The sequence below is a fragment of the Caballeronia sp. TF1N1 genome (genome assembly GCF_022878925.1).
In the GTDB taxonomy this organism is placed as follows: domain Bacteria; phylum Pseudomonadota; class Gammaproteobacteria; order Burkholderiales; family Burkholderiaceae; genus Caballeronia.
The window spans coordinates 780539-805540 of sequence record NZ_CP084627.1 but is presented as its reverse complement, the minus strand read 5'-3'; the positions used below and the strand labels follow the sequence as shown (position 1 = coordinate 805540).

Sequence of the window (25002 nt, the reverse complement as noted above, 5' to 3'; positions counted from 1 at the left end):
ACGAGGTCGTCGGCCATGCTGGCCGCGCCGATCGGTTCATGGATCGTCGTCGTCGTCCTTAAAGCTGGCTAGCGCCGCTCTTTCACGGGCGCGTGCGTCGTCGTGCCTCTTTATGTCACGCTGCAAGGCGGACATGGCGGAACGGACGTTCGCCTCGGCGCGCAGCAACAAGGCTTGCGTCTGCAAGACCGACGCGTTCAGCGCCGCTGCCTGAAGCCGATGCGCGTGTAAAGCGCCTCGCCATGCCGCAGCACCGCCATGCTCGTGCGAGCACAAGGCGAGTAGGCGCGGCAGTTGTGCGGCATGGTTGCGCAGCAGTTCCGTGCGACGGGCTACTTCGTCTCGTGCCTCGCATGCGGCCTGTCGCGCCTGCGCGAGCGTTGCCTCGCCGCGCCGCACCCGCAGCCCGCGTACGCGCGCAAGCACCGCCCAGCGACGCAGATCTCCGGCGCGGCCCGTCACGTGGATGTATCGGCGCCTTCGCCGAGCGCCTGCAATGCCGCGATTGTCTTATCGAAAGCGACGTGGCTGTCATGACGCTGCCGAAGGAAGGCCGTAATGGCCGGATGACGGTCGATGGCCCGGTCGCTCGCGGCATCGCTGCCGCGCCGGTATTCGCCTATCTGGAGCAGCAGCTCGACGTCCCGATACCGCGCGAGCCACTCACGCACGCGCTGGGCGCATGCGCGATGCGACTCCCCGGCGACCCGCGTCATGAGCCGGCTCTTGCTCTGCAAGATATCGATGGCGGGATAGTGTCCCGCGGCGCCTAAACGCGACGAGAGCTGGATATGACCGTCGAGCAGCGAGCGCGCTTCTTCCACGATGGGATCGGCGAGATCTTCGTCCTCGGCAAGCACGGTAAAAAACGCAGTGACGCTGCCGCGACCGAGCAGGCCGCCCATTTCGACGATTCTAGGCAGTTCCGCGAACACGCGTGGCGGATAGCCCCGCCGCACGGGCGGTTCGCCCACGGCGAGGCCGACTTCGCGCAGGGCGCGCGCGTAGCGCGTCAGCGAGTCGAAGAGCAGCAGGACGTGGCGACCTTGGGAACGCAGCGCGGCCGCGATCTCGCAGGCTAGACGCGACGCGCGGATACGTTCGGCCGCTGGACGATCCGATGTCGACGCGACGACGACAATCCGCTCGCGTTCATGCAGATGGTCATGCACGAACTCATTGACCTCACGCCCACGCTCCCCGACGAGCGCGATCACGATGGCATCGGCTTGTGCGCCGTTCGCGATCATGCCGAGCAGCGTGCTCTTTCCGCCGCCCGCGGTTGCGAAAATGCCGACACGCTGTCCAACCCCGCAAGTGAGCAATCCGTCTATCGCCCTGACGCCGGTAACGAAGGGTTGCGCGATCAACGGGCGGTCGAGCGGATTGATCGCGGTCGTTGCGTCGAAGCGCGCGCTCGCATGGACAAGCGGCGCGGGCGGCCCGCCATCGAGCGGCTTGCCGAGGCCATCGAGAATGCGCCCTTGCAGGCGAGTCGCATCGAGCCGATTCCAGTCGAGCCCGCATCCCTCCACGCGCGTGATGTCGGAGAGCCCCGCGAGTCCGGATAGCGGCATGACGAGCGCGCCGTCCGGAGCAAAACCGACTACTTCGCCTGTTTGCTCCTCGAGTGTGTCGGGCCGCACGAGTCGCACACGTTCGCCGATTCGCAGCGACGCGCCCACCACGCGGACGATCACGCCACGCGCCTCCACCACGCGGCCGTGAAGCGTCGGTCTGGCCATCAAGCTGCCGACCGGCTTTGCGTCTTCATCAGTCGTCTTGCGCATTATGGCCTCGTGAAGGTAACCGAAGCGTTGATGCGGTAGACGTCGCGCGGAATCTCGTCTATGGCGAGCACATCCATGCGGATGCCGATCGCTCCCAGCACCTGCGCTAAATGCGGCCGTAGAATTGCCGAGGTGAGCAGCAGCCTCACGGGCGTGGCCGCACCGCTCAAAACGCGGCGCAACGTATCCAACTGCATGAAATCGAGCGGGCAATATGGCTCGCCGTCCGAGCCGTGGCGAATGCTGGCTTCGAGCTCGTTCTCCCACTCGGCTTCGAGCACGCCGCCGCGAATCTCCCAGGTATCGAGGTTCGCATGGGTACGCGCGATTTGATGGCCGAGTTCGATACGGCTTTCGCGCACCATGCGTTCGAGCGTTTGTTCGTTTGCGGACACGCGCAGAATGGCTTCGAGGATGCCACGCAGATTGCGGATCGACACGCGTTGCTGCAGCAACTGCCGCAGCACGGCCGCGAGCCGGGCTGTCGTGATCCGTTGTTCGATCTGCGCGACGAGTTCGCGAAACTCGGGGCTCAGACGATTGAGCAGAAAGCGCACCTCTTGCGTGCCGATCAGGCGCGGTGCGCACCGCTCGAATATTTCGATGAGGTGTTGAGCAAGGACGTCGTCGGGCGTGGCGGTATTCAGAACGGAGGCATTGAGCGACGCGGCGGCGCCGGCCGCGATCCACACTGACTTCTCGAATCCCGGTCGATACCCCGACGGGCCTTCGGCCGGCACATCCGCCGGGCGTCCGCTCGCCAGGACGTGCTGGGGCATGAGCGTGCCGCTCGCGAACGGTACATCGTCGACATCGATGATGTAGCGCTCGGCGGCGAGCCGCTCGTCGATCACGACGGCAAGGCCGGGAAAGGGCAGGCCGAAGCGCGTGTTGAGATGATGGCGCAGCGTGCCGAGCACGCGGTTGAACGCATCGCGCGGCACGGCTTTGAAGGCATCGTTGCCAAGTCGAAGGCGCAGCACGGTGCTCGTTCCAACCTCGGCCTCGTCGAGCAAATGGGGCATGTACCGGCTGCCGTCGCGCGCAAGCGCGGGCATGGGAGCGCGTGCCTCGTCGCGCGCCCGTTGCGCCGCGCGCATGAGCACGAAGCCAAGTCCTCCGAGCAGCGCGGCCAGCAGCGCAAACTGCGCATGCGGAAAGCCGGGAATGAGCGCCAGTGCCGCGCAGCACGCGCCCGCCATGACGAGTGCGTGAGGCCGAAGCGTCAATTGCTCGTAAAGGTCCGTGCCGAGATTGGTGGCGCCGCTCGCGGGCGATACTCTCGTGACGAGCAGGCCGGCCGCGATCGACACGACGAGCGATGGTATCTGCGAAACGAGGCCATCCCCGATAGTCAGGATCGTATAGACCTGCAAGGCGTCGCCAAACGGCATGCCGCGCTGCCCGATGCCAACCGCGAGCCCGCCCACGATATTCACGAGCGCGATCACGAAACTTGCAATGGTGTCGCCCTTGACGAACTTCATGGCGCCGTCGAGCGATCCGTAGAAATAGGTTTCGCGTTCGAGTCCCGCACGCAGCAGCGCTGCCTGCTCGGCGGTGATGAGCCCGCTTCGCGAATCGGCGTCGATACTCATCTGGCGTCCTGGAATGCCATCCAGCGTGAAGCGCGCCGCGACTTCCGCGATGCGGTCCGCACCCTTCGCGACCACGATGAACTGAATCGCACAGAGCACCAGGAAGACGACGATGCCGACTGCGACGTTGCCGCCCGCGACCAGCTCGCCGAAGGCCTGGATGATGCGCCCGGCGTGCGCCTGGAGCAGGATCATCTTGGTGGATGCGATGGCCAGCGCGAGACGCAGCAGCGTGGTCATGAGCAGAAGCGCGGGAAAGCCCGGAAGATCCGCCGCGCGCGACACGTAGATCGTGGAGAACAGCATGATGAAACCCGCGCAAAAGCTCATGCCGATGAACAAATCGAGCAGGAACGGCGGGATGGGCAGAATCAGCAACGCCAGCACGCTGATGAAACCCGCGGCTGCCGCGATGTGTGCGTGGCGCGCAATCTGTCGGGGCAAGCTGGCGAAGAGGGGAACGGATGGGCGGTTCATGATTCCGGATTCGGGGTTTAACGGTTCAGATCGCGATGAAGCGCGCGTCGCCGGCCTTTGACGTAGGGGTCGCCGTGTTCGTCGCGGTATTCGCGTTTGAGTTCTTCCTTGTCCATGCGCAAACGGCGCTTCCTCAGCACGTGCTGCATGGCATAGTCGGCTACCGCGGGCGCGGCCTGCGAGAGCGCAACCAGCGCGAGCAGACGGGAATGGCTGAGAGACGCGAGCGCAAGCTGGGATAGCGGATCGAGCGAATACGCCGGCTCGATCTGCACGAGCCATTCTGCCGTCACACGCCAGGCCACGAAGATGAGCACGGCGAACTGGAACAGCATCAGTACGGTCTCGAACGCGACCTTCAGGCCGAACAGATTCTTCAGCCCTTCCACCGGGTTCAGACGCTTGAGATCGGGCGCGATCCGCCTGAACGACACGAGTCCACGCGTTTGAACGAGTTCAGGTATGACGTTGGCAAGCATGCCGGCACCGAGCATGATCAGCGCTCCCTTGCCCGGTTCGAGCAGCGCATTCAATACGGCCTTGAACTGCCACGCGAACGACCGGCTGGCGTCCAGTCCCGACACGGCGTCGATCATTTGGACGAAGCCGGAGAACGTGTGTGGCGCTTCGAATGCCAGCAGCAGCCACCACAGCGCGGCGCTCATCGCGGTGCTCAAATGGGCGCTTTTCGCAATGTCGCCGTCGGTTCGGGCGCGCAGCAGTCGGCGAGGCGTGGGCTTCTCGGTTTTGTCGCTCATGTCGACCGGTGCCTCCTATTCGAGATTCAGCGAGACGGCGAAGATGCGCGCGAGTCGATCGAGGATCGCTGGAACGCACGCCATCAGTGCGAAGGAGAGCACCATTGCCTTGAACGTACGCGCAGTGGAAAACGGATTGAGACGCTTTGCATGCCGCGACGCGAGTCCGAGCGAAACGTCGGTGAGCAGCATCAAGGCGAGTAACGGGGCCGAAATCTGCAAGCCTTGCGCTAAAGACTGCGGCAAACGCGTTTCCGAGAACATGGCGAGAAGGCGCGCGAGTCCACCGGGATACGGACCGCCCGGTGGCCAGATCGACCACGCGTCGGCGAAGACTCCGCACAGTGCGACAAGACCGTGGCCCGTAAAGAGCGTGAACGCCGCGAATTGAGTGAAAAGCGTTTGAAACGCGGCGGATTCTTGCTCAAAGTTCGGGTCATAGACCGCGCCCACGCTATAGCCGCCTTGTTGATCGAGGATGGCGCCCGCCGTGGAGGCCGCATGAAAGACGACGCCGAAACCGAGTCCCAGCAAAAGACCGATGCCAGCTTCCATGACGCTTGCCGCAAGCGGTTCGTGCGGCAATCCCGCTTGCGCGGGCAGCACCGCGAAGATCAGCACGAGCGGAGCACGCAGTGTCACACCGAGCGCTCCGTCGTTACCAAACGGAATCAGGGCGAGCGCCACGGCTGGACGAATCATGCAGAAGGCGAAGCCGCTCAATTGATCTAGGATGTTCATGGTCAATGCGTGCGGCCCGAGGCGATCATCGTGAAGATATGGCTCAAAAGACGCGCGACTTCCCGGTTTGCCCACGGCGCCGTCACGATCAGCACGAGTCCGACGCACACGATCTTTGCACCGTACGGCAGACTCTGATCTTGGATCTGCGTGACCGATTGCAACAGACCGAGCAAAAGACCGACCGCGGTCGCGACGGCGAGCATTGGCAACGAAAGCCAGAACACGAGCAACAGCGCGTCGGTTGCGAGCGAGGTAAGGGAAGGAAGCGAATTCACTTGGCGTAACCGAGAATGAGTGCATGCATGAGTCTGGGAATGCCGGAGGCGGCCACCAGCACGAAGAGCTTGAGTGGAATGGAGACGGTGCTCGGCGAGAGCATCATCATGCCCATGGCGGTCAGCACGTTCGCGACCACCAGATCGATGACGAGAAAGGCGATATAGAGCAGGAAGCCCGCTTCGAAGCCGCTCGAAATCTCGCTGATCAGAAACGCCGGAACGAGCAGCGTGAAGTCGCTTTCTTGCGCGTCGCGAGCGGGATCGGTGCGCTTTGCCGCGTCGAGCAGGAACGCACGTTCTGCCGGGCGCGAGTGCGCCAGCATGAATTCCCCGAGCGGTCCACGAACGGCGTCGATCATCTGCGGGAGGGGCGGCAATTGCCCGCTTTCGACGCGCTCGTCGAGGGAGAGCGCGTCGCCGATAGCGTGCAGGGTAGGCGCCATCACGACCAGTGTTGCCGCGAGCGCGAGACCGGATATCGCCAGGTTGCCGGGCGCTTGCTGCACTCCGAGCGCGGAGCGCAACAGCGTAAGGACGATGCTGAACTTCGTGAACGAGGTGCACATGATGACGACGAGCGGCGCCACGCTCAGTAGAAAGAAGACGCCGACGAGCTGCAGTTGCCCGGTTTGCGCTCCGATCATGACGCGACATCCGTATGGGCGGATTGCAGCACGCTCGTGATCCGCACGGCCAGCACATCGTCTATGTTCACCAGTTCTCCCTTGGCGAAGGGCAATCCCTGGCACAACAGCGTGACCGAGCGCTCGCGCACCGAAAGCTGCAGCGACACCAGCGAACCCTGTCGCAAACGGCTGAGTTCGTATAAGGACAGGCGCATCGAGCCGATCACGGCGTCGAACGGAAAAGTGAGGGCTTCGACCGGAATGAATTCGCTGGTCAGTTCGGATGGCTGATTGTCTTCGTTGAGAATGGGGCGATCTAGCACGATCTGATCTCCAAGAGTTTTCAAGAGAATGCGCTGTGTGCCGTTGCGAAGAGGCAAGCGCAGGTATTGAACTGATTTGTCGAGCACCAGCGCGTCACCGGCGCGAATGCGCCGCAAACGCAAGAGCGTGAGCGTTGGCCCGGCGACGCAGACCGGAATGCTGACGACGATCTGGCGCGCAAGCGCGCTCGGATTGCACCGCGGATCAGGCTGGCGTCGCAGCCAGCGATCCACCGCCTCGCAGTGAAATGACAGGCTCGCCGTGCGTCCGCTTTGGACGTGCGTAAGCGCGAGGCCATAGGCGCCCGGCGCGGGCGACGCGTCATAGGAAACGCCGGTTACATCGAGCGCGAAGCCGAATGCGCCTTCCAGCGCGCAAAGCCAGTCCTCGCACGCGTCGGCAATCAGCTTGTAGGCGAGCTTCCCTGTCTTTTCCAGACTCTGGCGCGAAAGTTCGGGGATAAGCGCCCGCGCATCCAGATCGAGTACCAGCGGCTGACCGCAGGCCATGCCGTGCAGCCGCAGCGGATAGTGCGCGCGACATGGCTCGAACGCGAGCGTGTAGCGCCGATGGCCTACGCTCACTGGCATGTCGGCGCCGAAATGCAAGGCAGCGATGTTCTGCCGCTCCGCCTGTTCACGTGTGAGCCGTTCGAGGCCGGCGAACGGATTCATATCGCGGCGCCCCCGTTCGTGGCATTGCACGCGATCCAGCCGGCCGGCGCGGCATCGCGGGAAAGGACGTCGAGCGTGTCGCGCAGTCCTTGCTCGATGACCTCGAATTGCCTGAGAAGACGGTCGTCCAGGCGCGTGTATTCGTCGAGCACGGCGGCGATCGCATCGCGGATGCCGCGTTCGAGTGCGGCGAGCTGCTGCCGCAAGCTGCCATCGATTACGCCGATATCGGTTTCGACCACGCACGAACGCGGCGGCAGATCGGCGTCGCCAAGAACGGTGATGAGCGTCAGGCCCAGCTCGTCTTCCATCGCGCTGACTGCTTGCCTGGCTTCCTCGTAATCACATGCCGAGACGCGCACGGAGAGCGGCCGTTGCCCAGGCGCCGCTTGCAGACTGCGGCGAAGTTGATTCGGAAAGATCGCGCCGGCAGGCATGTCGCCGACGACGTCGCGTACGGCCTCGACGACGATCTTCACGAGGCGATCGTTCAAGCCACGAAGCGCAAAGGCGGCCGCGGCGGCCGGCATGGCGAGGTCATGCACCGCCGCTGCGCGGCCCGTGATGAAACCGCGTGCGAGCGCCTGCCGTCTGACACGCCGGGCGCGTTGCGCGAGGTCGGCTGCCTCTTGCCTCGCGCGTTGGGCATTCACGCGCTGCAGCGCGGGCAGGTCTTGCAGCAAGGCGAGATCGTTGGCGCAAATATAGCCGTCCGATTCGACCCGCCAGTCGGAAACTCGCCAGATCAGCATGGCCGCCTCTCTGTGTCGAGGAGTTGCAGTGCATCGCCGATCAATTCCAGCGCCGCTCGCGCCGACACGAAAGGCAGGCGCCATTGCGCCGCGGCCGTGGCGTACTCGCACGGCAGGCGCACTTTCATCCACAGCCGTTGTGCGTGGCCGCTCGTCGCCCGCAGTGCGAGCGCGATCCCGGCTATGCACAGGCTGCGCCGGTTGAAGAAGTCGACAGGGGAGTCGAGCCTCAGGTCGGGCTGCTGTCCGCGCCGATGGCACTGGAGCCGCGCGAGCGGCGGCAAGCCCACCGCGCCCGAGAACTGCGTGTGCGCGGCGGCGCTCACGAGAAGGCGCAGCGAGCGCGCGCACGCCAGCGCGGCGCACAGGCGCAAGAGTCGTCCGCACGCCGGGCGCGCGAGCGGCGCGGCGAACCACGGCAATTGCTTGGCGCCGGCCTCGGCGAGCGTCGGAAAGCGCGCGAAAAGATGCAAGGCGGCTGCGGCGCGGGCGCGCTCGCTGCGTGCGGGCGTGGCTCGTCCGCACCAGCTGTGATGCGCCCAGCCTGCGACGTCGAGAATGGGTAGGGATTTCATGTGCGGTCTTCGCGAGAATGGGAGGAGTCGTTGGCGGCTGCGCCCGGCTTCGGCTTCGCCGGCACGGCCTGGCGGGTCCGCCGCCTGAAAAACGTCACACCGGGTATGCGTATCCGCGGCAATGCGCGAATGCCTGAATCCCACACCCAGACGGCCAGGATCAACAGCAGCGCCATGACGGTCAGAACGATGAGGACACGCTCGACCTTGCGCTGATCGGCAAGCGGTGGCGGACAGTGGCCCGTCTGCGCGCACAGATCGATTTGCGTGACGACCGGCATGACGGGAACGAGCGTCACGTAGACCTTGTCTTGCGTGAGCCCCTGCACCGCGCCGGCGACGAGCGCGCGGATCTTCTCGCGCATGGGCTCGAGATTCGCGTCGCTGCGATATCGCACCATGACAGACGCGCTCGGCAGCATCGGGGGGCCGAGTAGCGGATCTCGCTGCGGATCGACGATATGCACCCGCGCCACCAGCACGCCGTCGATCGTTTCGAGCGTGGCGGCCAATTCTTCGGTGAGACCATAGACGTAGCGCACGTGGTCTTCTTCGGGGCTCGAGATCAATCCCTGGCGGTTGAAGAGTTCGCCGAGATTGGCATGACTGGCGTGGGGCAAGGCATACGCGCCGGTCAGCTCGGTCGCGGTGACGGCTTCGTCTTCATCGACGGATACGGTCCACGTCTTGTCGGCGTTGCGCTCCTTCGAGCTCTCGACACCGTGTTGACTGAGGACCGCGACGATGCGGTTGGCCTGGTCCTCGTCCAGCCCCTCGTATAACGAGGTCTTGCATGCGCCGAGCAGGACGAGCGGCAGAAGAATGAGCGCGCGACGCATTACGTTCTCTGAGTGATGGATTGGATGGCGCTGCCTACGCTCTGGGCAAGATGCGACAGCGTAATCAGCGTGACCGAGTAGTCGCTGACGGCGGCTTGCAGCGTGAGAATCTCGCCTGTTGTAAGCGGCCGTCGGCGGGTGGGATCGAGCAACGCGCCGAGGGGCGCGGCCGCTCCTTGCAAGGCGAACTGAGCTTGCTCGGCAAGGCGCGTGATCCCTTCGCCTCCCGTGCCGGCATCCAGTTGCGCCGGTGTGGCGGCGATCGCTGGCGGCGTCGCGTCGACCTGAAAAGATTGGATGGCAACTGCTTGCGAAAGCATCATCGTGAATATTCTTGGTTGGACAGGAAAATCCGGCGCGCGGGAGCCCCCGCATTGGAGGCCCCGCCGGTGTGTGCGTTGGCTTACTTCGTGTTCTGCGCGACGGATTTGTGTGTTTCCGCCAGGCTGCTCAAGATGGACGTCCCTTGTTGCAATGAAGACGTGTACTCGCCGACCTTTTTCTGCATGTCGAGCATGCTGGCGCTGCCCACGCCCCCGGCTCCGCCTTGCCCTCCTTGTCCGTTTTGGCCGCCTTGCGCGCTCTGCGCGCTAGCGTCTTGCTCCGATTGATTGATCGACTGGGCCTGCTGTTGCAGGTTTCGCTTGACGGCGTCCGCCACGCTTCCGAGCGACAGCGTGCCGTCGGGTGCGATCATGCTGCCGCCTTGGGCGCCGCCCATGCCATAACCGAACATGGCAGGGGTGTAACCGATATTTGCCGCTTGCATCGACATATTCTGCTTTCCTATATAAGTGATGGCGCGCTAAAAGGATCGTGCAGACTCCATGAACCTTCGTGCGGCGCGCCGACGCGCGAAGGGCAGCGCACCGGTAAGGGGCTGTCGGGTGCGGCTCCGGCGGCGTGAGCCGCTAGCAGGACTTGCCGGAACTCGTGCGTTGTGCAATCAGGACATAGATGCTTCCGTCATCGCGAATCACCGATGCGCCGCATGGGTCGATTCGCTCGATCCGTCCTATCGACAGATGCGCTCCCGCGAAATATCGGGCTCCTTGCTGGTCGGCGAGCCACGCGGCGTGCGGAGAATTCAGCAGATTCAATCCGAGCGCTTCGAGCGGAACACGCACGGGGCCGCTGTTGTTCTCGTGACCGTCGAAGCGCAACGCCTCTAATCCATCCACCTGTCCTTGCGCGAGCCGGTCGACCCGCGCGTAGTCCCATGACTCGGGTTGCAGATAGGCGTCCGCTGCGGGAAGTGTCGCGACGAACACGCCGGGCCGTTCGCCTGCACGCAAACGGACGCCGCGGTAGTACTTGTCGAGAAAATCGCTCAGTTGCTCCCGCATGCTGTCGATCACGGCGACGCGCACACGCACCGCGCCGCCGCGTGCGCGCGCGACGAGGGAAACGGCGCCAAGGTCGGCGGCGGTCTGTACGTATCCCTCGTAAACACGTGCGCCCGTTGTCTGATCCGTGCGCTGGCGAACGTTGCGAAAGGCGGGCTCGTCCAGAGGCGACGACCGTTTTTCTGGAGGTCTCGGAACAAGGGTAATCAGGCTGTACAGCAACGCGCATCCGAGCGGCACGACCGCTATCGCAAGCCATTGATAGCGAGGTATGCGCGCACACTTCCTTCGCAGCCACGTAAATGGCGCGTGAGCAAGGAGCCATGCAGATTCCGCGCTTTTCATGGCCTGCTCTGTCGGCGGGGCGCCGTTGCTGAACTGCAAGGCCGTCTCTCCCAGCCGGAATGTGGCACCGTGGCGCAACTGCGTTCGTGCGCCGACTTTGAGCGCTTGCCCGAATACCGCGATGTCGGCGTGAGCGGCATGCAGTTCGAGCCTGTTGCCGTGCAGTCGAACGCTCGCGTGATGTGGCGCGATGCCGGTATCCAAAAGGATCAGGTCGGCGTCGGCCGCGCTGCCGATTTGCAAGTCGCGGTCCGCCGTTAGGGCGATGCTCGCGCCCGCATGCAGCCCGGAGGCGACGAAGAGTCGTGCGTCGGTCATTGCTTGCTCCCTTGCGATGCATGCGCGGCATTGCGTGGAGCGGCAAGCTGACTGGCCGGCAGTGGTGGCAACGGAGGAAACGCCGCATCGGGCAAGGGCGGCCGCGGATAGTCCTTTCCGGTGATCGCCGAGAGAGCGGGCACATCGTCGACGGAGAGTTCGGCCGGCGCCGCGGCGTCCGCTTTCAGCCGCTTCAATCGCGGTGTGATGAGGACGAGCCGCTCGGTGCGATCGAAAGATGTCTGCTCATCGCCGAAAAGCGTCCCGATGATCGGAATGTCGCCCAGGATAGGGACTTTCGATCCGCTCGTTTGCGTATGCTCGTATTCGTAGCCGCCGATCAGCAGGCTCTCGCCATCGCCCACTATAGCCTGAGTGATGATCGAGTTACTGTTGACGCGCGGTATGCCGTCAACCGACGCGTCGCCGTCGAAGGAGCCATCCTCGATCTGCACGCTGAGAAGAATCCTGCTGTGCTCGCCGCCGCCTTGCTCGACAGTGGGCGTAACCTTGAGCGTGAGTCCCGTGTCGACATTGAATAGATTGGCATCCTGATTACCTGCCACGCGAACATAAATGGAATTGTGCGACGACAGGACTGCCTCGGCGTTATTGAGCGTCAGCACGCGAGGACGAGACAGGATGCGCGCGCGACCGGTTTTCTCGAGCGCGTGGATCTGCTCGTAGAGGAAGTGCGCGGAATTGCCGATCAACGTCGTCAGCGTGAGTCCCGCATCCACGCCGAGGGCGACGGACGACGCTCCCGGCAGGGCAGGCGCTACGGAACCAAGCGTGTTTGACTGGCGGCTGGATGAAGCCCCAGCGCCCCAGCGGACGCCGAGTTCCCTGGCGGCATCGCTAGACACATCCATCACGAGAGCCGAGATTTCCACGAGATCCTGCGGCCGGTCGAGCATGGAGATGGCCTTCTCGTAGGCGGGCATCATCGCCGGTACGTCGTACACCACGACCGAGTTCGTGCGCGGGTCCGCGACGATGTTGCGCCTTGCCGGCGTCACGGCGGATTGGGGAAGTTCCGCCGGACTGTCATCCACCGAGGCATCTTGTGCGGTTTCCGTGAACCCGGGCACGCTCGGTAAAGGCGGAATCCCCTTGACCGTGCCGTGCAGGCTATCCGGGCGTCCGCGAGTGTTCGTCGCCGCCGGTCTCGCCACGCTCGTGTTTCCCATCAGCGTCCGGAGCAATGAAGCCACGCCCGCGATGGTCTGCTGACGATTCCCCGAGGTATAGGTGATGTCCTGTGCCTGGGTATAACGCAGCGGAAACACGCGTATCTGTGTCTGTTCGAGCGTCTGCTGCGGCGGCGGCAATTGCTCCTGGGCTTTGACGATCGCATTGGCCACGGCATCGACGTATCGGGACGGGCCGGTGACTTTCACGCTGTCGCCCGAGAAATGCAGAGGAAGATGCGGATCATCGAGATCGAGGTTGCGCAGCAGGGCGCCCACCGCGTCCCCCGACAGCGGCGCGAACCCGATCGTGCGGCTTTGCAAGTCTTCGGCGGTGGTGATGTGGATCGTCTGGCCGTCGAAATACCAGACGAGCCCCCACGCTTCGACCAGCGTGCGAAAAACCGAGGAAGGCGCTTGCTCGAACACGCCGTTCACGTTGCCGCGCACCGTGCGCGCAATCTCCAGACGCAGACCGCCCGCGCGCCCCACGTCGTTGAGCACATCCGCAAGCCTGGAATTGCGCGCGACGTAGCGCATGGGCGCGCCTTGCCATGCAGGCTGGGCCGCATTCGCGAGCGGGTTTTGCAACACAAGACATAAATAAACGAGATGACGTGCGGCCTTGCCCGTCCGGGTGCCGCAAGTCATCGGCCGGTTTTGCGTCTTGCGCCAGTTCGTGGTCATTCAAAGTCCTATGCCGGAATATCGGGTTGCGTTATGACGAGACTTTAAATGCGCGACGAACGATTAAGGTCCTATAGATGTACTACATATTGGCTTCGGAAAAGAGGCAGTATTCCCATCGCAGGTGTGTGCTTTGCGTTTCTCAGGAAATTAAAAAGAGGTTGGGAATACATGAACTACGAAAAATATGAATATCGAGACAGAAGATCGAAGCCTTTGTTAAATGCCAAGTGCACATCATCTTGCAGCAGATCGTGGCATGTGCCCGGGTAAGCGCCGCCCATGGTTACAAACCGGTATTGCGATTTCAGTATGAAGCTTGTCACGCCGCGTCAGCGGTCTATTCGGATCAATGGTTTCGCGACCTGCATACGCCTTGAGGAGGTCTATTGGGCAATCATCGAGCTGCTGGCGCGTCAGGAATGCTTGACGGTGGGAAGACTACTTTCGAGATGGGCGATGGAAATGGATCTCGGGTTCGACACGGTTAAGAATTTCACCGGTTATGTCCGAGTAGTTTGTGTTGTGCAACTCGTAAGGCAAGCGGGCACGCTTGATCCGGGAATTAAGAAAGATCTGTCCAACGCCATTCAGGCAACGCTGTGTCCATGAATAAATCCGAGGCACAAGGGAGGTGATATGTAATTGAAGGAAACTCGATATCTAAATCGCATACCAAACGCGCGCTTTACGCGCAATTGGTTTTAACTCTATTAATGGGATTCGATGATGCTCGTGAACAATAATGGTTCTGCTTTGGCGATGACGCCAATTTTCGATGATGGAGTCGTCGCGGGCGCGGCGAATGACGCGGCTATTGGAGGCGCCGCGAATACCATCGACGCAGCGACGCCGCTAGGCGGAGGCTACGCTCTGATCCACATTCCGGAAGGAGCGCAGGCGAACGATCTCGGTGCTCAGGGTATCGCGCCGTTCGGCATGGGCAACGCCGAGTCTGCAGCCGGGTCGTATCCGGACGCGGATAGCGGGCCTTCCGTCGTTGCCGATGCGGCCAACGCGGCCGCGCCATACTCCCCTTCGGCGGCCAACGGCACGATGCCTTTGGGACAGCAGGCGGACGGCGCAGACGCGGGCAGTGCAGCCGAGGCGGCTCAGGCGGCTCAGGCAGCGCAAGCGGCGGCGGCTCAGGCAACTCAGGCGGCCGAGGCGGTGCAGGCAGCGCAGGCAAACTCCGCGACTCAGGCAGCCCCGACAACCCAGGCCGCACCGACGAATCCGCAACCGGACACGCAAGGAGCGCAAGCCGCGCTTGGTGGTTTGAGTTCGCTGCTCGGCGGCCTCGCGCTGCATCGCGATGCAGTGCGCCTTAAGCACCACATCGCCGACAGCCCTACCGTTGCGACATTCGCCAACATGTCGACTTGTACGCAAGGCTCCCGTTGTACGAAAACAAGATCGACGCGTTCAGCGCATTAGCTACATGCAAGCGCGAACCTGATCAATTCCAGTGCCGCCGAGCTCCATTTATCGCCTCGATATCCGATAGAGCTCAATCCTCTCACGGGTAAATTCCGTCATCCTAACAAACGGAGCAAGCGACCACACGTAGCGACGCGTCGTGCTCGGCGCGTGTCCATCGCTTTCTATACCTAGTCATTGCCCGCGGCGACGCCGGCGATTCATATTGAAGTCACCGTGCGCCAGCGCGGTCATGCCGCAAATCAATCGCCGCGAAGTAGAGCATTGCAACGCGGGGAGGCATGTCCTTGATCAACCAATGGATGTCATCATGGATACGAACACGCAACCCATTACCGGTAAGGAATCGCTTTGGGGCGACTATCAGCCTTCGCAGAGTCAGCTCAAGCTGATCAACGCCAGTCCGACTTTCGTCTCTGACGTACATACAGCGAGTGATCGGATCGATAGCGGATCCACCCCGTGCCGCTCGAACTCGCGAAGAGGTTCATCCCATCGCGCGGAGTCTGCTGTGCCAGCGCAAAGCAGTCCTGACTGCGCTGCACGCTGAGCGGGGCGCTGTCTTGCTCGCTCAACCCCTTGACGACATATGCCCGATTACCCTGCGTAACCGTCACGTTATCGGCGAAGGATACGTTCGAATTGCCGTTAGCCGGTGTCGTGCCGATACTCACGCGGGTGTGATCCGGCAGGTTGAAGTCGATCGAGCCATTGAACATCCCGCTCGTCTGGTTCGGCGTACCCGAATTGAGATCGATATGCGGATCGCCCCAGACCTTGGTTTGATTACCCGTCTTCTCATCAGTAAGGTTGATCGAGGACTTGGATTTGTCGAAGTCCAGCTTGTAATCACCAAGGTCGATGGACGATTTGCCGTCGTGTACGCCCGTGTCCGACCATTGGCTTTGTTGACCCGCCGCGCCGTCACAGGCGTCCCCACGCATCCGGTTCAGATAGCTGCTCGATTGCATGCTGCTGTATTGCATGTCCTGTCTCGGACTCTCACGCTCGAAGTACGAGTAATTGGCCGAACTCGCCGACTGGCTGAATCCGTCCGGGCCGCGTGACATCTGCTGCGAAGAATCACGAAAGTCGCCGCGCATCTGGTTCGAAAAGCCGCTCGATTGCATGCTGTTGTACTGCATGTCCCGGCCAGGACCCTGACGCTCGAACGACGAGTAGCTGGCCGAAGTCGCCGACTGGCTGAATCCGTCCGGGCCGCGCGACATCTGCTGCGTCGAATAACTGAAGTTCGAACTGGACATACTGCTGCCACCGAATGCACGCGGCATGGCCGGCTGATTGAAGGGCTGACTGAAAGACTGGTCGAACGGCTGATTGAGCGACATGCCACCGTAGGGCATGGACATCATCTGAAGCGGCCGATTGCTCGAAAAAGACGAGTTCTGTTCGAAACCGGTAGTCGAGGACGGAAACCTCGGCAGGTTCATCGAGAACGAGGCACGGCTGTCGAAATTTGCTTGCATGGTTAGATATCCTTGTAAATAGGCGGATGTGCATAACTGACTATCACAGAGCATCGGCGACCAATTTTCGTGATGGCTTGAAATTGCCCTGCAGAGGCAGTGTAGGTTTCGTAGATCTGCCCATGCACTAAATATTCAACGCGCGCGAAAAATTACGACATCGGAGGTTCCCGTCGAACGACATCGCTCGCATGTCTTGCCCAAAAAGACGCACAAGTAATGAAGGAGTATTACCTTCTACGCGTCCGGGCTTCGTACGCTTCAGTCATGCGAATCACCTTCATGTTGGATGCCGCGTGCATTCGAGAAGTCGACCAAAATCTAATGAGGAAAACGAGTGACGTCATCCCGCGAATCGATCCACGTCGAACCAGCGCATGCCGCGGGTGTCGTCAAGACGGGCAGAGTGCGCAATGTCAAGCTCTTCAAACCGCGCGCGCTAACCGGTGCCGCGAAGGCTTTGCTCGTCGTGGGATTTGGCGGCACGGTTTCGTACGCTTCGGCGCAAGCCAGTGGAGACGCAGGTCACGAAAACGCAAGAGCGGCCAGGACGCGCGGTGATTATTCGTCGGTGGGCATGGACGATTCGAAATCGTTGAAGGCAGGTGCCATCGGCTCAGGCGCGTTGCAAGTCGAGTCATCCGAGCCGCTTCGATCGTTCGATTCTCCCAAGCTTCATTTGCGAGGCTGGCCGCACGATTTATCGTTCGCGCAACGCTTCTCTCTTAGATCCGATGCAACGGCGAGCAACGAGCTGCTGGCTAATACGATGCATACGCGGCCTCAACATGCCGTGTTCTTCGCCACCCCATTCGTGAGCAATGGGCTTGATAAAACCCCCGATTACGGCAAGGTATTCGACACGCGCATGACCGTGCGTTCGTCTACGCCTTTATCGCACGACGCATCAAAACGCCGCGCGCCACCGGACAAGCTTGCGGGCCATGTGCAAAGATTCACTAAGCGGCACGCCGCCCACGCGCGAGTTCATCAAGGCGTTGGGACACCGATGCATTCCAAGCGAACGAGGCGGGTTGCGCCGCGAGTCGCGCATCACGCTGCGGGCGCATGGAAGCATCATCACCACGCAGTCGTTTCGGGCAGTGGCATGGTCACCGCGCGGGTTGATGACATCGCCGCGCACTTGGAACACACGCGGCACGACGCGCCGGAAACGTCGCTTTACGCACTGGGACAGCAGCGCGCTGCGCAAATGCCACAGATGACGCCAGCCTTGATGGCCGACGTCGGCAATGTCACCACGGCCGCAACCCATCCCACGAGTCGACTCGTCGCTACCATGTTGAGAGCGGATGAACCGGAAATCGTTGTCGGTGATGTGGTGAGTCGTTTTCCGGATCGAAAGCCAACAATGCGTTTGGAGGAGGCCACAAGCCTCACAACGAGTCTGGCCGCGCTGCCCGACTCAACGCCTCCGAATGCCGTAGACGTAAGCCATGCCGCGCAACGACCCGAACTGCCAGAAGGGCCACACGTTGCAATGCGGGCATCGATTGGCTCTCCTTCGACCAAAAAGACGGCAACCGTAGCGGTGGGCAGCGATGCAATCGCCCTTGGCGCACATGCGAGCGCTTTCGGCGATTCCGCGATGGCAAGCGGCGAAAATGCCGTGGCAATAGGTGCGAATTCGCTAGCCGACCGGGATAACGCGGTGTCGGTCGGCAGCACGGGCCACGAGCGCCAGATCACGAACGTCGGGGCTGCGACGACGCGCACCGACGCAATCAACCTTGGACAACTCAACGACGTTATCGGCGGCGTGAACGGTCGTATCGACGATGTCGACCGCGCCGCGCGACGAGGTATTGCAGCGGCTTCAGCACTCAACATTGCCACGCCGTATTTGCCGGGGCGGACCACGTTCAATGCAGGCATGGCGAGCTATCGCGGTCAGGCGGCGCTCGGTATAGGCGTTTCAAGCTGGAATCGTAAAGGAACGGTGAACTATAACCTTGGCGTTTCTACAGCAGGCGGCAATAGCACCATCGTGCGCGTCGGTATGGGCATCGTACTAGGCGCGTGAGCGAAGAGGAACTGCGAATCTTTACAACATCGAGGAGGAGCCGGGGTTGGCCAGATGACCCAACGATCCATTCGGAATCGAACTGGCTTTATGTAGTACTACCAATATCGCAAGAAATTCAGGTTACGTGGAGAATTTATCAAATGAAGAAATCTGTTGTCGCAACGCTTTTCGCGGGTGTCTTTGCCGTGTTTACCGGCAGTGCTTTCGCATCTGACGGAACCATCACGTTCAACGGCGCGCTGACTGCCTCCACCTGCGCCATCAACGGCAATGGGACTTCGGCCAAGGACTTCACGGTCAAGCTGCCGACGATCTCGACCAGTACGCTGAAAGCCGCAGGCGAGACAGCCGGAACGACGTCCTATCAGATCGCTTTGACGGGATGCACCCCGGTGACGAGCTCCAGCAAGGCAGCGGTCTTCTACGAAGCGGGCACCTCGGTCGATCCCGCCGACGGCCGACTGACCGTCACGGCTGGCGGTGCCAGCAACGTCAAGATGCAGTTGTTGAACCTGGATGGCAGTCGAATCAAGGCGGGCTATTCGACCGATCTCCAAAACTCGAAGGCCGCCGACATCTCGTCCGGTTCGGCAACGCTTAGCTATGACGTTCAGTACTACGCAACTGGCGTCACAACCGCCGGTGCGGCTAACTCTTCTGTCGTTTATAGCATCGACTATCAGTAAAGCGACACGCGGGCCACGGAGATCGTCATGTCATCGCGGCCCGCCGTTCACTGCAACGTCTTGACGACGAGACACAACGCCAATGAAACTTGCGATAAAGATCCTCACCATTGCAACCCTGAGCACGGTGATGCTCGCGCGCACGCACGATGCTGAAGCATCGGTGGTTATTGCAGGAACTCGCGTCATCTATAACCAAAGCGACTCCGAGGTCACGGTCAAGTTGACGAACAATGGCAAGCTCCCTGGCCTGGTGAAGGTGTGGATCGACAAGGGCAATCCGGACACCGCGCCGGACACCATCGAGGTTCCGTTCGCCATCACGCCGTCCATCATGCGGATCGATCCGGACAAGTCCCAGACTTTGCGGATCATGTCATCAGGCGAGCCTTTGCCCGCGGATAGGGAATCGATCCTTTACTTGAACGTGCTGGAGGTTCCGCCCAAACCAACGGGCGATGAGGCGGACGCGAATCAGCTACAGTTCGCGTTCCGCTCACGTATCAAGTTCTTTTATCGTCCAAGCGCACTGAAGGGGCAACCTGAAAGCGCGTCCGGACAGGTCGTGTGGAGCATTAATCCTAGCGACGCCGCCAACAAGATCGCGGCATTTAATCCCAGCCAGTACTTCGTCTCTTTCGATCGAATCACGCTAACCGACGGCGCGCGCACCGCCGTGTTCGATGAGGGCGGGATGGTTGGTCCAGGTGAGACCCGAGTCTTCGCGCTAACCGGCGACATTTTGGGTCCAGGCGCGAAGTTGCACTACACAGCAATCAACGATTACGGCGGACCACAAGAGGGTGAGGCCGACTTGCAGCCGTGAGCAGGAGCTATCGAAGCTGCTGACACACAAACGGCAATGCGGTTTTGTAGCGAACCAAACGCCAATCATACAGACAGGACGCGTTGATGCAGGCCAGGTCTCATGCGTAAGGCTTGCCTTTGAGATGGAATTTCGGAATCCGTAATGAAAGCAAGAAAACATAAAAGCAATGAGCCTCAACCCAGGCTCAAGCCAATAAGTGTCTGTACGATACAGGCATTGGCGGCGATTGGTGTAAGCGCTCATGCGTGGGGTGCATCCGCGCAAGTTGCAGCGGTCGAATTCAACGAGCAATTTCTCGACACGGGCGACGGCGGGAAAGTCGACATCTCTCGCTTCAACCAGGGACAGCGCGTAGTGCCTGGCACCTATCGCTCTGACCTCTACGTGAACGATGTCTGGAAAGGCAAGCTCGATATCGAGCTACGCGAATCCACGCCCGGGAACGGGACAGTGCATCCGTGCGTCACGACCGGATGGCTCGAAAAGTCCGGCGTGGACCTGAGGAAGCTCTCGTCCGAGGCATCCGCAAGGCTAGAGAACGACAGCGGGGAATGCCTCGAACTTCCCGACTTGATACAGAACGCGACTGCAACGTTCGACAGCGGCGAACAGCGGCTCGATGTGAGCGTGCCGCAGATCGTCATGCTCAAACGTGCGCGTGGCTATGTCGATCCGAAGTATTGGGATGATGGTGTGCCAGCCGCGTTGCTTCAATATTCCGCAAACGCTTATCACAGCGAGTCGGGAAGCGCCCGAACCGATACGCAATACCTCGGTGTCAACGCCGGTCTCAACGCCGGACCGTGGCGCTTTCGCTATCAGGGAAACCTTACGCGCGGGAATCTCGGCGGGCAGCATTATCAAAGCGTGGAGACTTACGTGCAGCGCGCGTTCAAGGACATCAAGAGCCAATTCATTGCAGGCGACACCTTCACCGACGGCGCGCTGTTCGACAGCTACGGCGTGCGAGGCGTGACGCTAGGCACGGATGACCGGATGGTTCCCGAGTCTCAGCGCGGCTATGCGCCAGTCGTTCGGGGCATTGCAAGCAGCAATGCGAAAGTGCAGATTCGCCAGAACGGCAATGTGATCTACGAGACGACGGTCGCGCCCGGTGCGTTCGAAATCGACGATCTCTACCCCACGGGCTATGGTGGAAATCTGGAGGTACTCGTCACGGAGGCGGACGGTACGACCCACGTTTCCTCGATTCCATATGCCGCTGCTGTCAACGCGCTGCGCCCAGGGGTAACACGCTATAGCGCGGCAGTTGGCGAGTATCGCGATCCGGCCGTGAGAATTCATCCGTTCGTATCTCAGTTCACGGTTCAGCGCGGCATGAGTAACCGTGTGACGCTGTATGGCGGTATCACCGGTGCGGACATGTATTTCTCCGCGCTCGCCGGCGTGGCGCTCAATACGAAATTCGGCGCATTCGGGTTCGACGTGACGGAATCGAGCGCGAGCTTCAAGGGCTTCGGAACACGGAATGGGACGAGCGCTCGCCTAAGCTATGCCCGAATGTTCGAGCCGACCAACACCAACATTGCAATCGCGGCCTATCGATATTCGACTGGCGGTTTTCTGAGCCTGCCAGATGCGGCCACGACGCGTCAACTGATCAGCGATCATCAGCTCGGTTCGATGTCCGCTCCTCAAAAGTCGCGCTTGCAGTTCACGCTGAATCAAGGACTAGGCGATAGCGGACGCTTTGGCGCCATCTACGCGGTGGGCTCGCTCACGACATACTGGAACCGGACATCGCGCGATACGCAGTTTCAGCTCGGCTACAACAATAGCTGGAAGCGCCTGACCTACGGGGCGTCGGTCATCCGTCAATACCAGGTGGACAACAAGCGATGGGATAACCGCTTCATGTTGACGGCGATGGTGCCGCTCGGTTGGGGCTCGCACGCTCCTCAGTCGTCGACCAGCTTTCAGCACGACACCGGCAACGGCAACTCCAGCCTTCAGGAATCGGTGACGGGCACGCTTGGCTCGGACAGCGCGCTTTCATATGGCATGAATGCGTCGTTCAGCGATGGCGATCGAACGAGCGGCAATACAGCCAGCGTGGGTGGAAATCTAGGCTATGTATCGCCATTTTCCTCGCTGTCGGTCAACGCAAGCAAGGGACGCGACTACTCGCAATACGGCGCGGGCATTTCCGGTGGCGTGGTGGCCTGGCAAGGCGGCGCGGCATTCGCGCCAAACATGAGCGACACCGTCGCCGTCATCGAAGCGAAAGACGCGGCGGGCGCAAGGCTCGCGAATGGCGCAGGTCTTCGTGTCGATCCATGGGGACACGCCATCGTCTCCGGCGTGCAGCCTTATTCCGACAACGAGGTCGAGATCGATCCTAAAGGGCTACCGCTCAACGTGCAACTCAAGTCGACCGTACAACGCGCTACGCCGACTGCGGGCGCCGTGGTGAAACTCGAGTTCGACACTGAGAACATGGGCAAGCCCGCCCTGATGCATGTTCTTCAGGCAAGCGGCAAGCCGCTTCCGTTCGGCGCGCAAGTTTCGGATGGCAAGGACGACACCGTGGGCACCGTGGCGCAGGGCAGCCGCATCATTGCCACCGGACTCAAGAGCGATGAGGGAACGCTCAATGTCAAATGGGGAGACGCTCCCGAGCAGCGTTGCGTGGTTCGCTACGCGTTGCCAAAACTGCCGCTGGCCAGCACGCCTAATTCACTTAGCATAGCTGATGGAGTCTGCCGATGATCCTCGACAGATCACTTGAGATCATAACTTCGATGAACCGTTTAAACACAATCGTCCGTGCCGTTGCACGGCATGCAGCGGCCTGGCTTATGCTGGCCGGAATGATTCCTTCCGCCGCATGGGCCAGCGCGTCTTGCCATTCCAACTACAGCGCATTCACGCTTTCTTTTCCGTCTACGATAGCCGTGGCGCGCGACCTGCCCCACGGATCGCTTCTGAGTGCATGGTCCGTGTCTGCCGCCACTCCAAACTATTGGACCTGCACTGTGTCCGATGGCTGGTACACCGGCACCGATTTCGAGCTGGCAGGTATCGTCGCCGGTGCGCCAACCCGCTATAAAGCCTCCTACAATGGCGTCGAATTTTCGGTCTATGCGACTAATGTGCCTGGCATCGGGATCGCACTTGGAGGAACAGTCTATGCCGCTAAAACGCAATACGGCCCGTGGGACTTTCCGGTTTTAGGATACGAGAGAAACAATGTCGGTAGCCCGGTGGACAATGGCGGACAGCTCATAGCGGCCCTCGTGAAGATCGGTGACGTTACCCCGGGTACAGTTTCCGGATTGATCGCGAGGGCGTTCTCGTGGGAGACCGCCGGGAAAAGTCCTCCTGGATACAACGCGGCTTCGGGTTCGATCGACTTCAACATGACGCCGGTGATCATCACCGTTCTGACATGCCGCACACCCGATGTAACGGTGCCAATGGGCACGCTAGCCCTCGCGGACCTACCGGCAATGGGACTCGCACCGCGCAAGTCGGCATCTTTCAATATGAGCTTTGACAACTGTCCCGCAGGCACGCCCGTGGAGGGCACTACGGCGGGCATGATCCATAGTGTTCAGTACCGGATCGATCCGGCGAATGGGACGGTGTCGGGCTTCAGCAATGTTGCGGCACTAAGCGGCACGCCTTCGGCAGGAGGCGTCGGCATTCAGCTATTCGACAGTGCGGGCGCGGCAATTCCGTTTGGAACGAACCTTACCTTGAATGGTTTCAACGGAGCAGTCGCTTCGAGTTACACCGTCGCAATGACCGCACGTTATTACCGGACAGGTCCGTTATCCCCCGGTCCGGCCAACACGACAATGACAATGACCATGTACTACCAGTAGTAATGCGATCGACGTGAAGATGTGCGCTCCCCAACCTCGCGGAAGGGGCAGATCGGCTCACTTGCGGGCCACGTTCATTTACTTGTTTAACCGAAGGGAGTTTCAAAATGGAATCTATCAAGCGCGATGCCTTGGCTTACGCGTCGGTGGCCGGTGGCAGCGCGAAGGCGTCGAGTAGTTCGTCTGCGTCGACGAACGTGAGCATCGTAATCAGTGCACCGGTTCCACATGGCAACCAGAAGGGATGATGCATTAGCCCATCCGTAAAGCAGGCAAGACCTGCGTTTCGCTTGTCTTCAAAGCGAAGGCCGCCTTCGATTCTCTGAAAGCGGCCTTCGTCCTTACTCGCATTCAACTGGCCAACGTCGCCATCGTGCGTTGCGCCTCGGTGATCTGGCGGAAGTACCGCGCCGTGCGCTGCAAGCCTTCATCAAGTTCCGTCACGGGCTGCCAGTCGAGCAGCGTGCGCGCCTGCGTGATATCCGGTTGACGATGCCACGGATCATCCATCGGCAATGGATGAAACACGATCTCGGAACTCGAACCCGTCAACGCGATGATGCGTTTAGCAATGTCCAGCATCGAAAGTTCGTGCGGGTTGCCTAGATTGACTGGACCCGTGACGTCATCGGGCGTGTTCATGAGGCGGATGAAGGCGTCGACCATATCGTCGACATAACAGAAGGAGCGCGTCTGCGTGCCTTCGCCATAAACGGTGATAGGCTCGTTGGCGAGCGCCTGCATCATGAAGTTGGACACCACGCGGCCATCGGTGGGATGCATGCGCGGCCCATACGTATTGAAGATTCTCGCGATCTTGATGTTGAGGCCATGCTGCCGCCGATAATCCATGAAGAGTGTTTCGGCGCAACGCTTGCCTTCGTCATAGCAAGAACGCGGACCGATAGGATTTACATTGCCCCAATAAGCTTCTTGTTGCGGATGCACGCGTGCGTCACCGTACACTTCACTCGTCGATGCCTGAAAGATGCGCGCCTTCACACGCTTGGCGAGACCCAACATGTTGATCGCGCCATGCACGCTCGTCTTCGTGGTCTGAACGGGATCGTACTGGTAATGAATGGGCGAAGCGGGGCACGCGAGGTTATAGATCTGGTCCACTTCCACATAGAGCGGAAACGTCACGTCGTGGCGCATCAGTTCGAAATTCGCGCTGTCCAGCAGATGCGCGATGTTGTCCTTCGTGCCGGTATAAAAATTGTCGACGCACAAGACATCGTGTCCTTGAGCGAGCAGGCGTTCGCATAGATGCGAGCCGAGAAACCCCGCACCTCCCGTGACCAGAATGCGCTTGCGAAAGGCTTCCTTCATGGATGTTCTCTA

General features: G+C 61.1%; 24 protein-coding genes. 7 read left to right on the top strand and 17 right to left on the bottom strand.

From position 1 onward, the window contains the following. Window positions 1-36 precede the first annotated feature (36 nt). The 15 genes from LDZ28_RS17705 to sctC all read right to left on the bottom strand — a co-directional run bounded on the left by LDZ28_RS17705 (window position 37) and on the right by sctC (window position 13321). Window positions 37-462: a hypothetical protein gene (locus LDZ28_RS17705; RefSeq protein ID WP_244828261.1), complete on the bottom strand. Its 426-nt coding sequence runs from the start codon at window positions 460-462 to the stop codon at window positions 37-39. Next, window positions 459-1790, bottom strand: coding sequence for a FliI/YscN family ATPase (locus tag LDZ28_RS17700; protein ID WP_244828259.1), 1332 nt, complete (start codon window positions 1788-1790; stop codon window positions 459-461). The genes LDZ28_RS17705 and LDZ28_RS17700 overlap by 4 nt, the downstream gene beginning before the upstream one ends. Beyond that, window positions 1790-3865: a flagellar biosynthesis protein FlhA gene (locus LDZ28_RS17695; protein WP_244828257.1), complete on the bottom strand. Its 2076-nt coding sequence runs from the start codon at window positions 3863-3865 to the stop codon at window positions 1790-1792. Before LDZ28_RS17695 ends, LDZ28_RS17700 begins: the two co-directional genes overlap by 1 nt. 17 nt (window positions 3866-3882) lie before the next feature. Next, window positions 3883-4623 (bottom strand): EscU/YscU/HrcU family type III secretion system export apparatus switch protein, encoded by a 741-nt coding sequence (locus tag LDZ28_RS17690; protein WP_244828255.1) that lies wholly within the window; start codon window positions 4621-4623, stop codon window positions 3883-3885. A 15-nt stretch (window positions 4624-4638) separates the two neighbouring features. Further along, a complete protein-coding gene (locus tag LDZ28_RS17685; RefSeq protein WP_244828253.1) occupies window positions 4639-5364 on the bottom strand; it encodes an EscT/YscT/HrcT family type III secretion system export apparatus protein in 726 nt (241 codons plus the stop codon). A gap of 2 nt (window positions 5365-5366) precedes the next feature. Next, the gene (gene sctS, locus LDZ28_RS17680) at window positions 5367-5642 is read right to left on the bottom strand and encodes a type III secretion system export apparatus subunit SctS (protein WP_244828251.1); all 276 of its coding nucleotides are present in this window, start codon (window positions 5640-5642) and stop codon (window positions 5367-5369) included. Next, a complete protein-coding gene (locus LDZ28_RS17675; RefSeq protein ID WP_244828249.1) occupies window positions 5639-6289 on the bottom strand; it encodes an EscR/YscR/HrcR family type III secretion system export apparatus protein in 651 nt (216 codons plus the stop codon). Before LDZ28_RS17675 ends, sctS begins: the two co-directional genes overlap by 4 nt. After that, entirely contained in the window at window positions 6286-7269 is a 984-nt protein-coding gene (locus LDZ28_RS17670; protein WP_244828248.1) for a FliM/FliN family flagellar motor switch protein, read from the bottom strand. Before LDZ28_RS17670 ends, LDZ28_RS17675 begins: the two co-directional genes overlap by 4 nt. Further along, complete coding sequence (locus LDZ28_RS17665; RefSeq protein WP_244828247.1) at window positions 7266-8021, bottom strand: FliH/SctL family protein; 756 nt, start codon at window positions 8019-8021, stop codon at window positions 7266-7268. The genes LDZ28_RS17670 and LDZ28_RS17665 overlap by 4 nt, the downstream gene beginning before the upstream one ends. Next, window positions 8015-8596 carry a hypothetical protein gene (locus LDZ28_RS17660; RefSeq protein ID WP_244828245.1) on the bottom strand — a complete coding sequence of 194 codons (582 nt, stop codon included), beginning with the start codon at window positions 8594-8596 and terminating at the stop codon, window positions 8015-8017. The genes LDZ28_RS17665 and LDZ28_RS17660 overlap by 7 nt, the downstream gene beginning before the upstream one ends. Beyond that, window positions 8593-9435 carry a type III secretion system inner membrane ring lipoprotein SctJ gene (sctJ, locus tag LDZ28_RS17655; RefSeq protein WP_244828243.1) on the bottom strand — a complete coding sequence of 281 codons (843 nt, stop codon included), beginning with the start codon at window positions 9433-9435 and terminating at the stop codon, window positions 8593-8595. Before sctJ ends, LDZ28_RS17660 begins: the two co-directional genes overlap by 4 nt. After that, the gene (locus LDZ28_RS17650) at window positions 9435-9758 is read right to left on the bottom strand and encodes a hypothetical protein (RefSeq protein ID WP_244828242.1); all 324 of its coding nucleotides are present in this window, start codon (window positions 9756-9758) and stop codon (window positions 9435-9437) included. The genes sctJ and LDZ28_RS17650 overlap by 1 nt, the downstream gene beginning before the upstream one ends. Before the next feature lie 80 nt (window positions 9759-9838). Continuing rightward, window positions 9839-10210, bottom strand: coding sequence for a hypothetical protein (locus LDZ28_RS17645; protein ID WP_244828241.1), 372 nt, complete (start codon window positions 10208-10210; stop codon window positions 9839-9841). A 136-nt stretch (window positions 10211-10346) separates the two neighbouring features. Continuing rightward, the gene (locus LDZ28_RS17640; RefSeq protein WP_244828239.1) at window positions 10347-11444 is read right to left on the bottom strand and encodes an FHA domain-containing protein; all 1098 of its coding nucleotides are present in this window, start codon (window positions 11442-11444) and stop codon (window positions 10347-10349) included. Continuing rightward, window positions 11441-13321, bottom strand: a complete 1881-nt coding sequence (gene sctC, locus LDZ28_RS17635) for a type III secretion system outer membrane ring subunit SctC (protein ID WP_244828237.1) — start codon at window positions 13319-13321, stop codon at window positions 11441-11443. The genes LDZ28_RS17640 and sctC overlap by 4 nt, the downstream gene beginning before the upstream one ends. Before the next feature lie 312 nt (window positions 13322-13633). Here sctC and LDZ28_RS17630 point away from each other — a divergent pair, with 312 nt between their 5' ends. Continuing rightward, window positions 13634-13933 (top strand): ribbon-helix-helix domain-containing protein, encoded by a 300-nt coding sequence (locus LDZ28_RS17630; protein ID WP_244828236.1) that lies wholly within the window; start codon window positions 13634-13636, stop codon window positions 13931-13933. A 150-nt stretch (window positions 13934-14083) separates the two neighbouring features. Beyond that, window positions 14084-14758 carry a hypothetical protein gene (locus tag LDZ28_RS17625; protein WP_244828233.1) on the top strand — a complete coding sequence of 225 codons (675 nt, stop codon included), beginning with the start codon at window positions 14084-14086 and terminating at the stop codon, window positions 14756-14758. Between the two features lie 395 nt (window positions 14759-15153). On the opposite strand, the gene LDZ28_RS17620 is transcribed toward LDZ28_RS17625, so the two are convergent. Beyond that, on the bottom strand, window positions 15154-16248 hold the full coding sequence (locus tag LDZ28_RS17620; protein WP_244828231.1) for a DUF1521 domain-containing protein: 1095 nt from the start codon (window positions 16246-16248) through the stop codon (window positions 15154-15156). Window positions 16249-16825: 577 nt separating this feature from the next. Between LDZ28_RS17620 and LDZ28_RS32860 the strand changes: the two genes are divergently transcribed. The 5 genes from LDZ28_RS32860 to LDZ28_RS17595 all read left to right on the top strand — a co-directional run bounded on the left by LDZ28_RS32860 (window position 16826) and on the right by LDZ28_RS17595 (window position 23658). Beyond that, entirely contained in the window at window positions 16826-18292 is a 1467-nt protein-coding gene (locus LDZ28_RS32860) for a YadA family autotransporter adhesin (protein ID WP_370652144.1), read from the top strand. A gap of 143 nt (window positions 18293-18435) precedes the next feature. Further along, window positions 18436-18981, top strand: coding sequence for a fimbrial protein (locus LDZ28_RS17610; RefSeq protein ID WP_244828230.1), 546 nt, complete (start codon window positions 18436-18438; stop codon window positions 18979-18981). 82 nt (window positions 18982-19063) lie between these two features. Next, entirely contained in the window at window positions 19064-19807 is a 744-nt protein-coding gene (locus LDZ28_RS17605) for a molecular chaperone (RefSeq protein ID WP_244828228.1), read from the top strand. 219 nt (window positions 19808-20026) lie between these two features. Further along, entirely contained in the window at window positions 20027-22540 is a 2514-nt protein-coding gene (locus LDZ28_RS17600; protein ID WP_244828226.1) for a fimbria/pilus outer membrane usher protein, read from the top strand. Next, entirely contained in the window at window positions 22537-23658 is a 1122-nt protein-coding gene (locus tag LDZ28_RS17595) for a fimbrial protein (protein ID WP_244828224.1), read from the top strand. Before LDZ28_RS17600 ends, LDZ28_RS17595 begins: the two co-directional genes overlap by 4 nt. A 351-nt stretch (window positions 23659-24009) precedes the next feature. On the opposite strand, the gene LDZ28_RS17590 is transcribed toward LDZ28_RS17595, so the two are convergent. After that, window positions 24010-24990 carry a UDP-glucuronic acid decarboxylase family protein gene (locus LDZ28_RS17590; protein ID WP_244828222.1) on the bottom strand — a complete coding sequence of 327 codons (981 nt, stop codon included), beginning with the start codon at window positions 24988-24990 and terminating at the stop codon, window positions 24010-24012. Window positions 24991-25002 lie beyond the last annotated feature (12 nt).

Excerpts from the sequence above, each read along its gene's own strand:
- LDZ28_RS17700 (WP_244828259.1), bottom strand. The coding sequence starts at position 1,790 with ATGCGCAAGACGACTGATGAAGACGCAAAGCCGGTCGGCAGCTTGATG.
- LDZ28_RS17695 (WP_244828257.1), bottom strand. The coding sequence starts at position 3,865 with ATGAACCGCCCATCCGTTCCCCTCTTCGCCAGCTTGCCCCGACAGATT.
- LDZ28_RS17690 (WP_244828255.1), bottom strand. The coding sequence starts at position 4,623 with ATGAGCGACAAAACCGAGAAGCCCACGCCTCGCCGACTGCTGCGCGCC.
- LDZ28_RS17685 (WP_244828253.1), bottom strand. The coding sequence starts at position 5,364 with ATGAACATCCTAGATCAATTGAGCGGCTTCGCCTTCTGCATGATTCGT.
- LDZ28_RS17675 (WP_244828249.1), bottom strand. The coding sequence starts at position 6,289 with ATGATCGGAGCGCAAACCGGGCAACTGCAGCTCGTCGGCGTCTTCTTT.
- LDZ28_RS17670 (WP_244828248.1), bottom strand. The coding sequence starts at position 7,269 with ATGAATCCGTTCGCCGGCCTCGAACGGCTCACACGTGAACAGGCGGAG.
- LDZ28_RS17665 (WP_244828247.1), bottom strand. The coding sequence starts at position 8,021 with ATGCTGATCTGGCGAGTTTCCGACTGGCGGGTCGAATCGGACGGCTAT.
- LDZ28_RS17660 (WP_244828245.1), bottom strand. The coding sequence starts at position 8,596 with ATGAAATCCCTACCCATTCTCGACGTCGCAGGCTGGGCGCATCACAGC.
- sctJ (WP_244828243.1), bottom strand. The coding sequence starts at position 9,435 with ATGCGTCGCGCGCTCATTCTTCTGCCGCTCGTCCTGCTCGGCGCATGC.
- LDZ28_RS17650 (WP_244828242.1), bottom strand. The coding sequence starts at position 9,758 with ATGATGCTTTCGCAAGCAGTTGCCATCCAATCTTTTCAGGTCGACGCG.
- LDZ28_RS17645 (WP_244828241.1), bottom strand. The coding sequence starts at position 10,210 with ATGTCGATGCAAGCGGCAAATATCGGTTACACCCCTGCCATGTTCGGT.
- LDZ28_RS17640 (WP_244828239.1), bottom strand. The coding sequence starts at position 11,444 with ATGACCGACGCACGACTCTTCGTCGCCTCCGGGCTGCATGCGGGCGCG.
- sctC (WP_244828237.1), bottom strand. The coding sequence starts at position 13,321 with ATGACCACGAACTGGCGCAAGACGCAAAACCGGCCGATGACTTGCGGC.
- LDZ28_RS17630 (WP_244828236.1), top strand. The coding sequence starts at position 13,634 with ATGAAGCTTGTCACGCCGCGTCAGCGGTCTATTCGGATCAATGGTTTC.
- LDZ28_RS17625 (WP_244828233.1), top strand. The coding sequence starts at position 14,084 with ATGACGCCAATTTTCGATGATGGAGTCGTCGCGGGCGCGGCGAATGAC.
- LDZ28_RS17620 (WP_244828231.1), bottom strand. The coding sequence starts at position 16,248 with ATGCAAGCAAATTTCGACAGCCGTGCCTCGTTCTCGATGAACCTGCCG.
- LDZ28_RS32860 (WP_370652144.1), top strand. The coding sequence starts at position 16,826 with ATGGACGATTCGAAATCGTTGAAGGCAGGTGCCATCGGCTCAGGCGCG.
- LDZ28_RS17610 (WP_244828230.1), top strand. The coding sequence starts at position 18,436 with ATGAAGAAATCTGTTGTCGCAACGCTTTTCGCGGGTGTCTTTGCCGTG.
- LDZ28_RS17605 (WP_244828228.1), top strand. The coding sequence starts at position 19,064 with ATGAAACTTGCGATAAAGATCCTCACCATTGCAACCCTGAGCACGGTG.
- LDZ28_RS17595 (WP_244828224.1), top strand. The coding sequence starts at position 22,537 with ATGATCCTCGACAGATCACTTGAGATCATAACTTCGATGAACCGTTTA.
- LDZ28_RS17590 (WP_244828222.1), bottom strand. The coding sequence starts at position 24,990 with ATGAAGGAAGCCTTTCGCAAGCGCATTCTGGTCACGGGAGGTGCGGGG.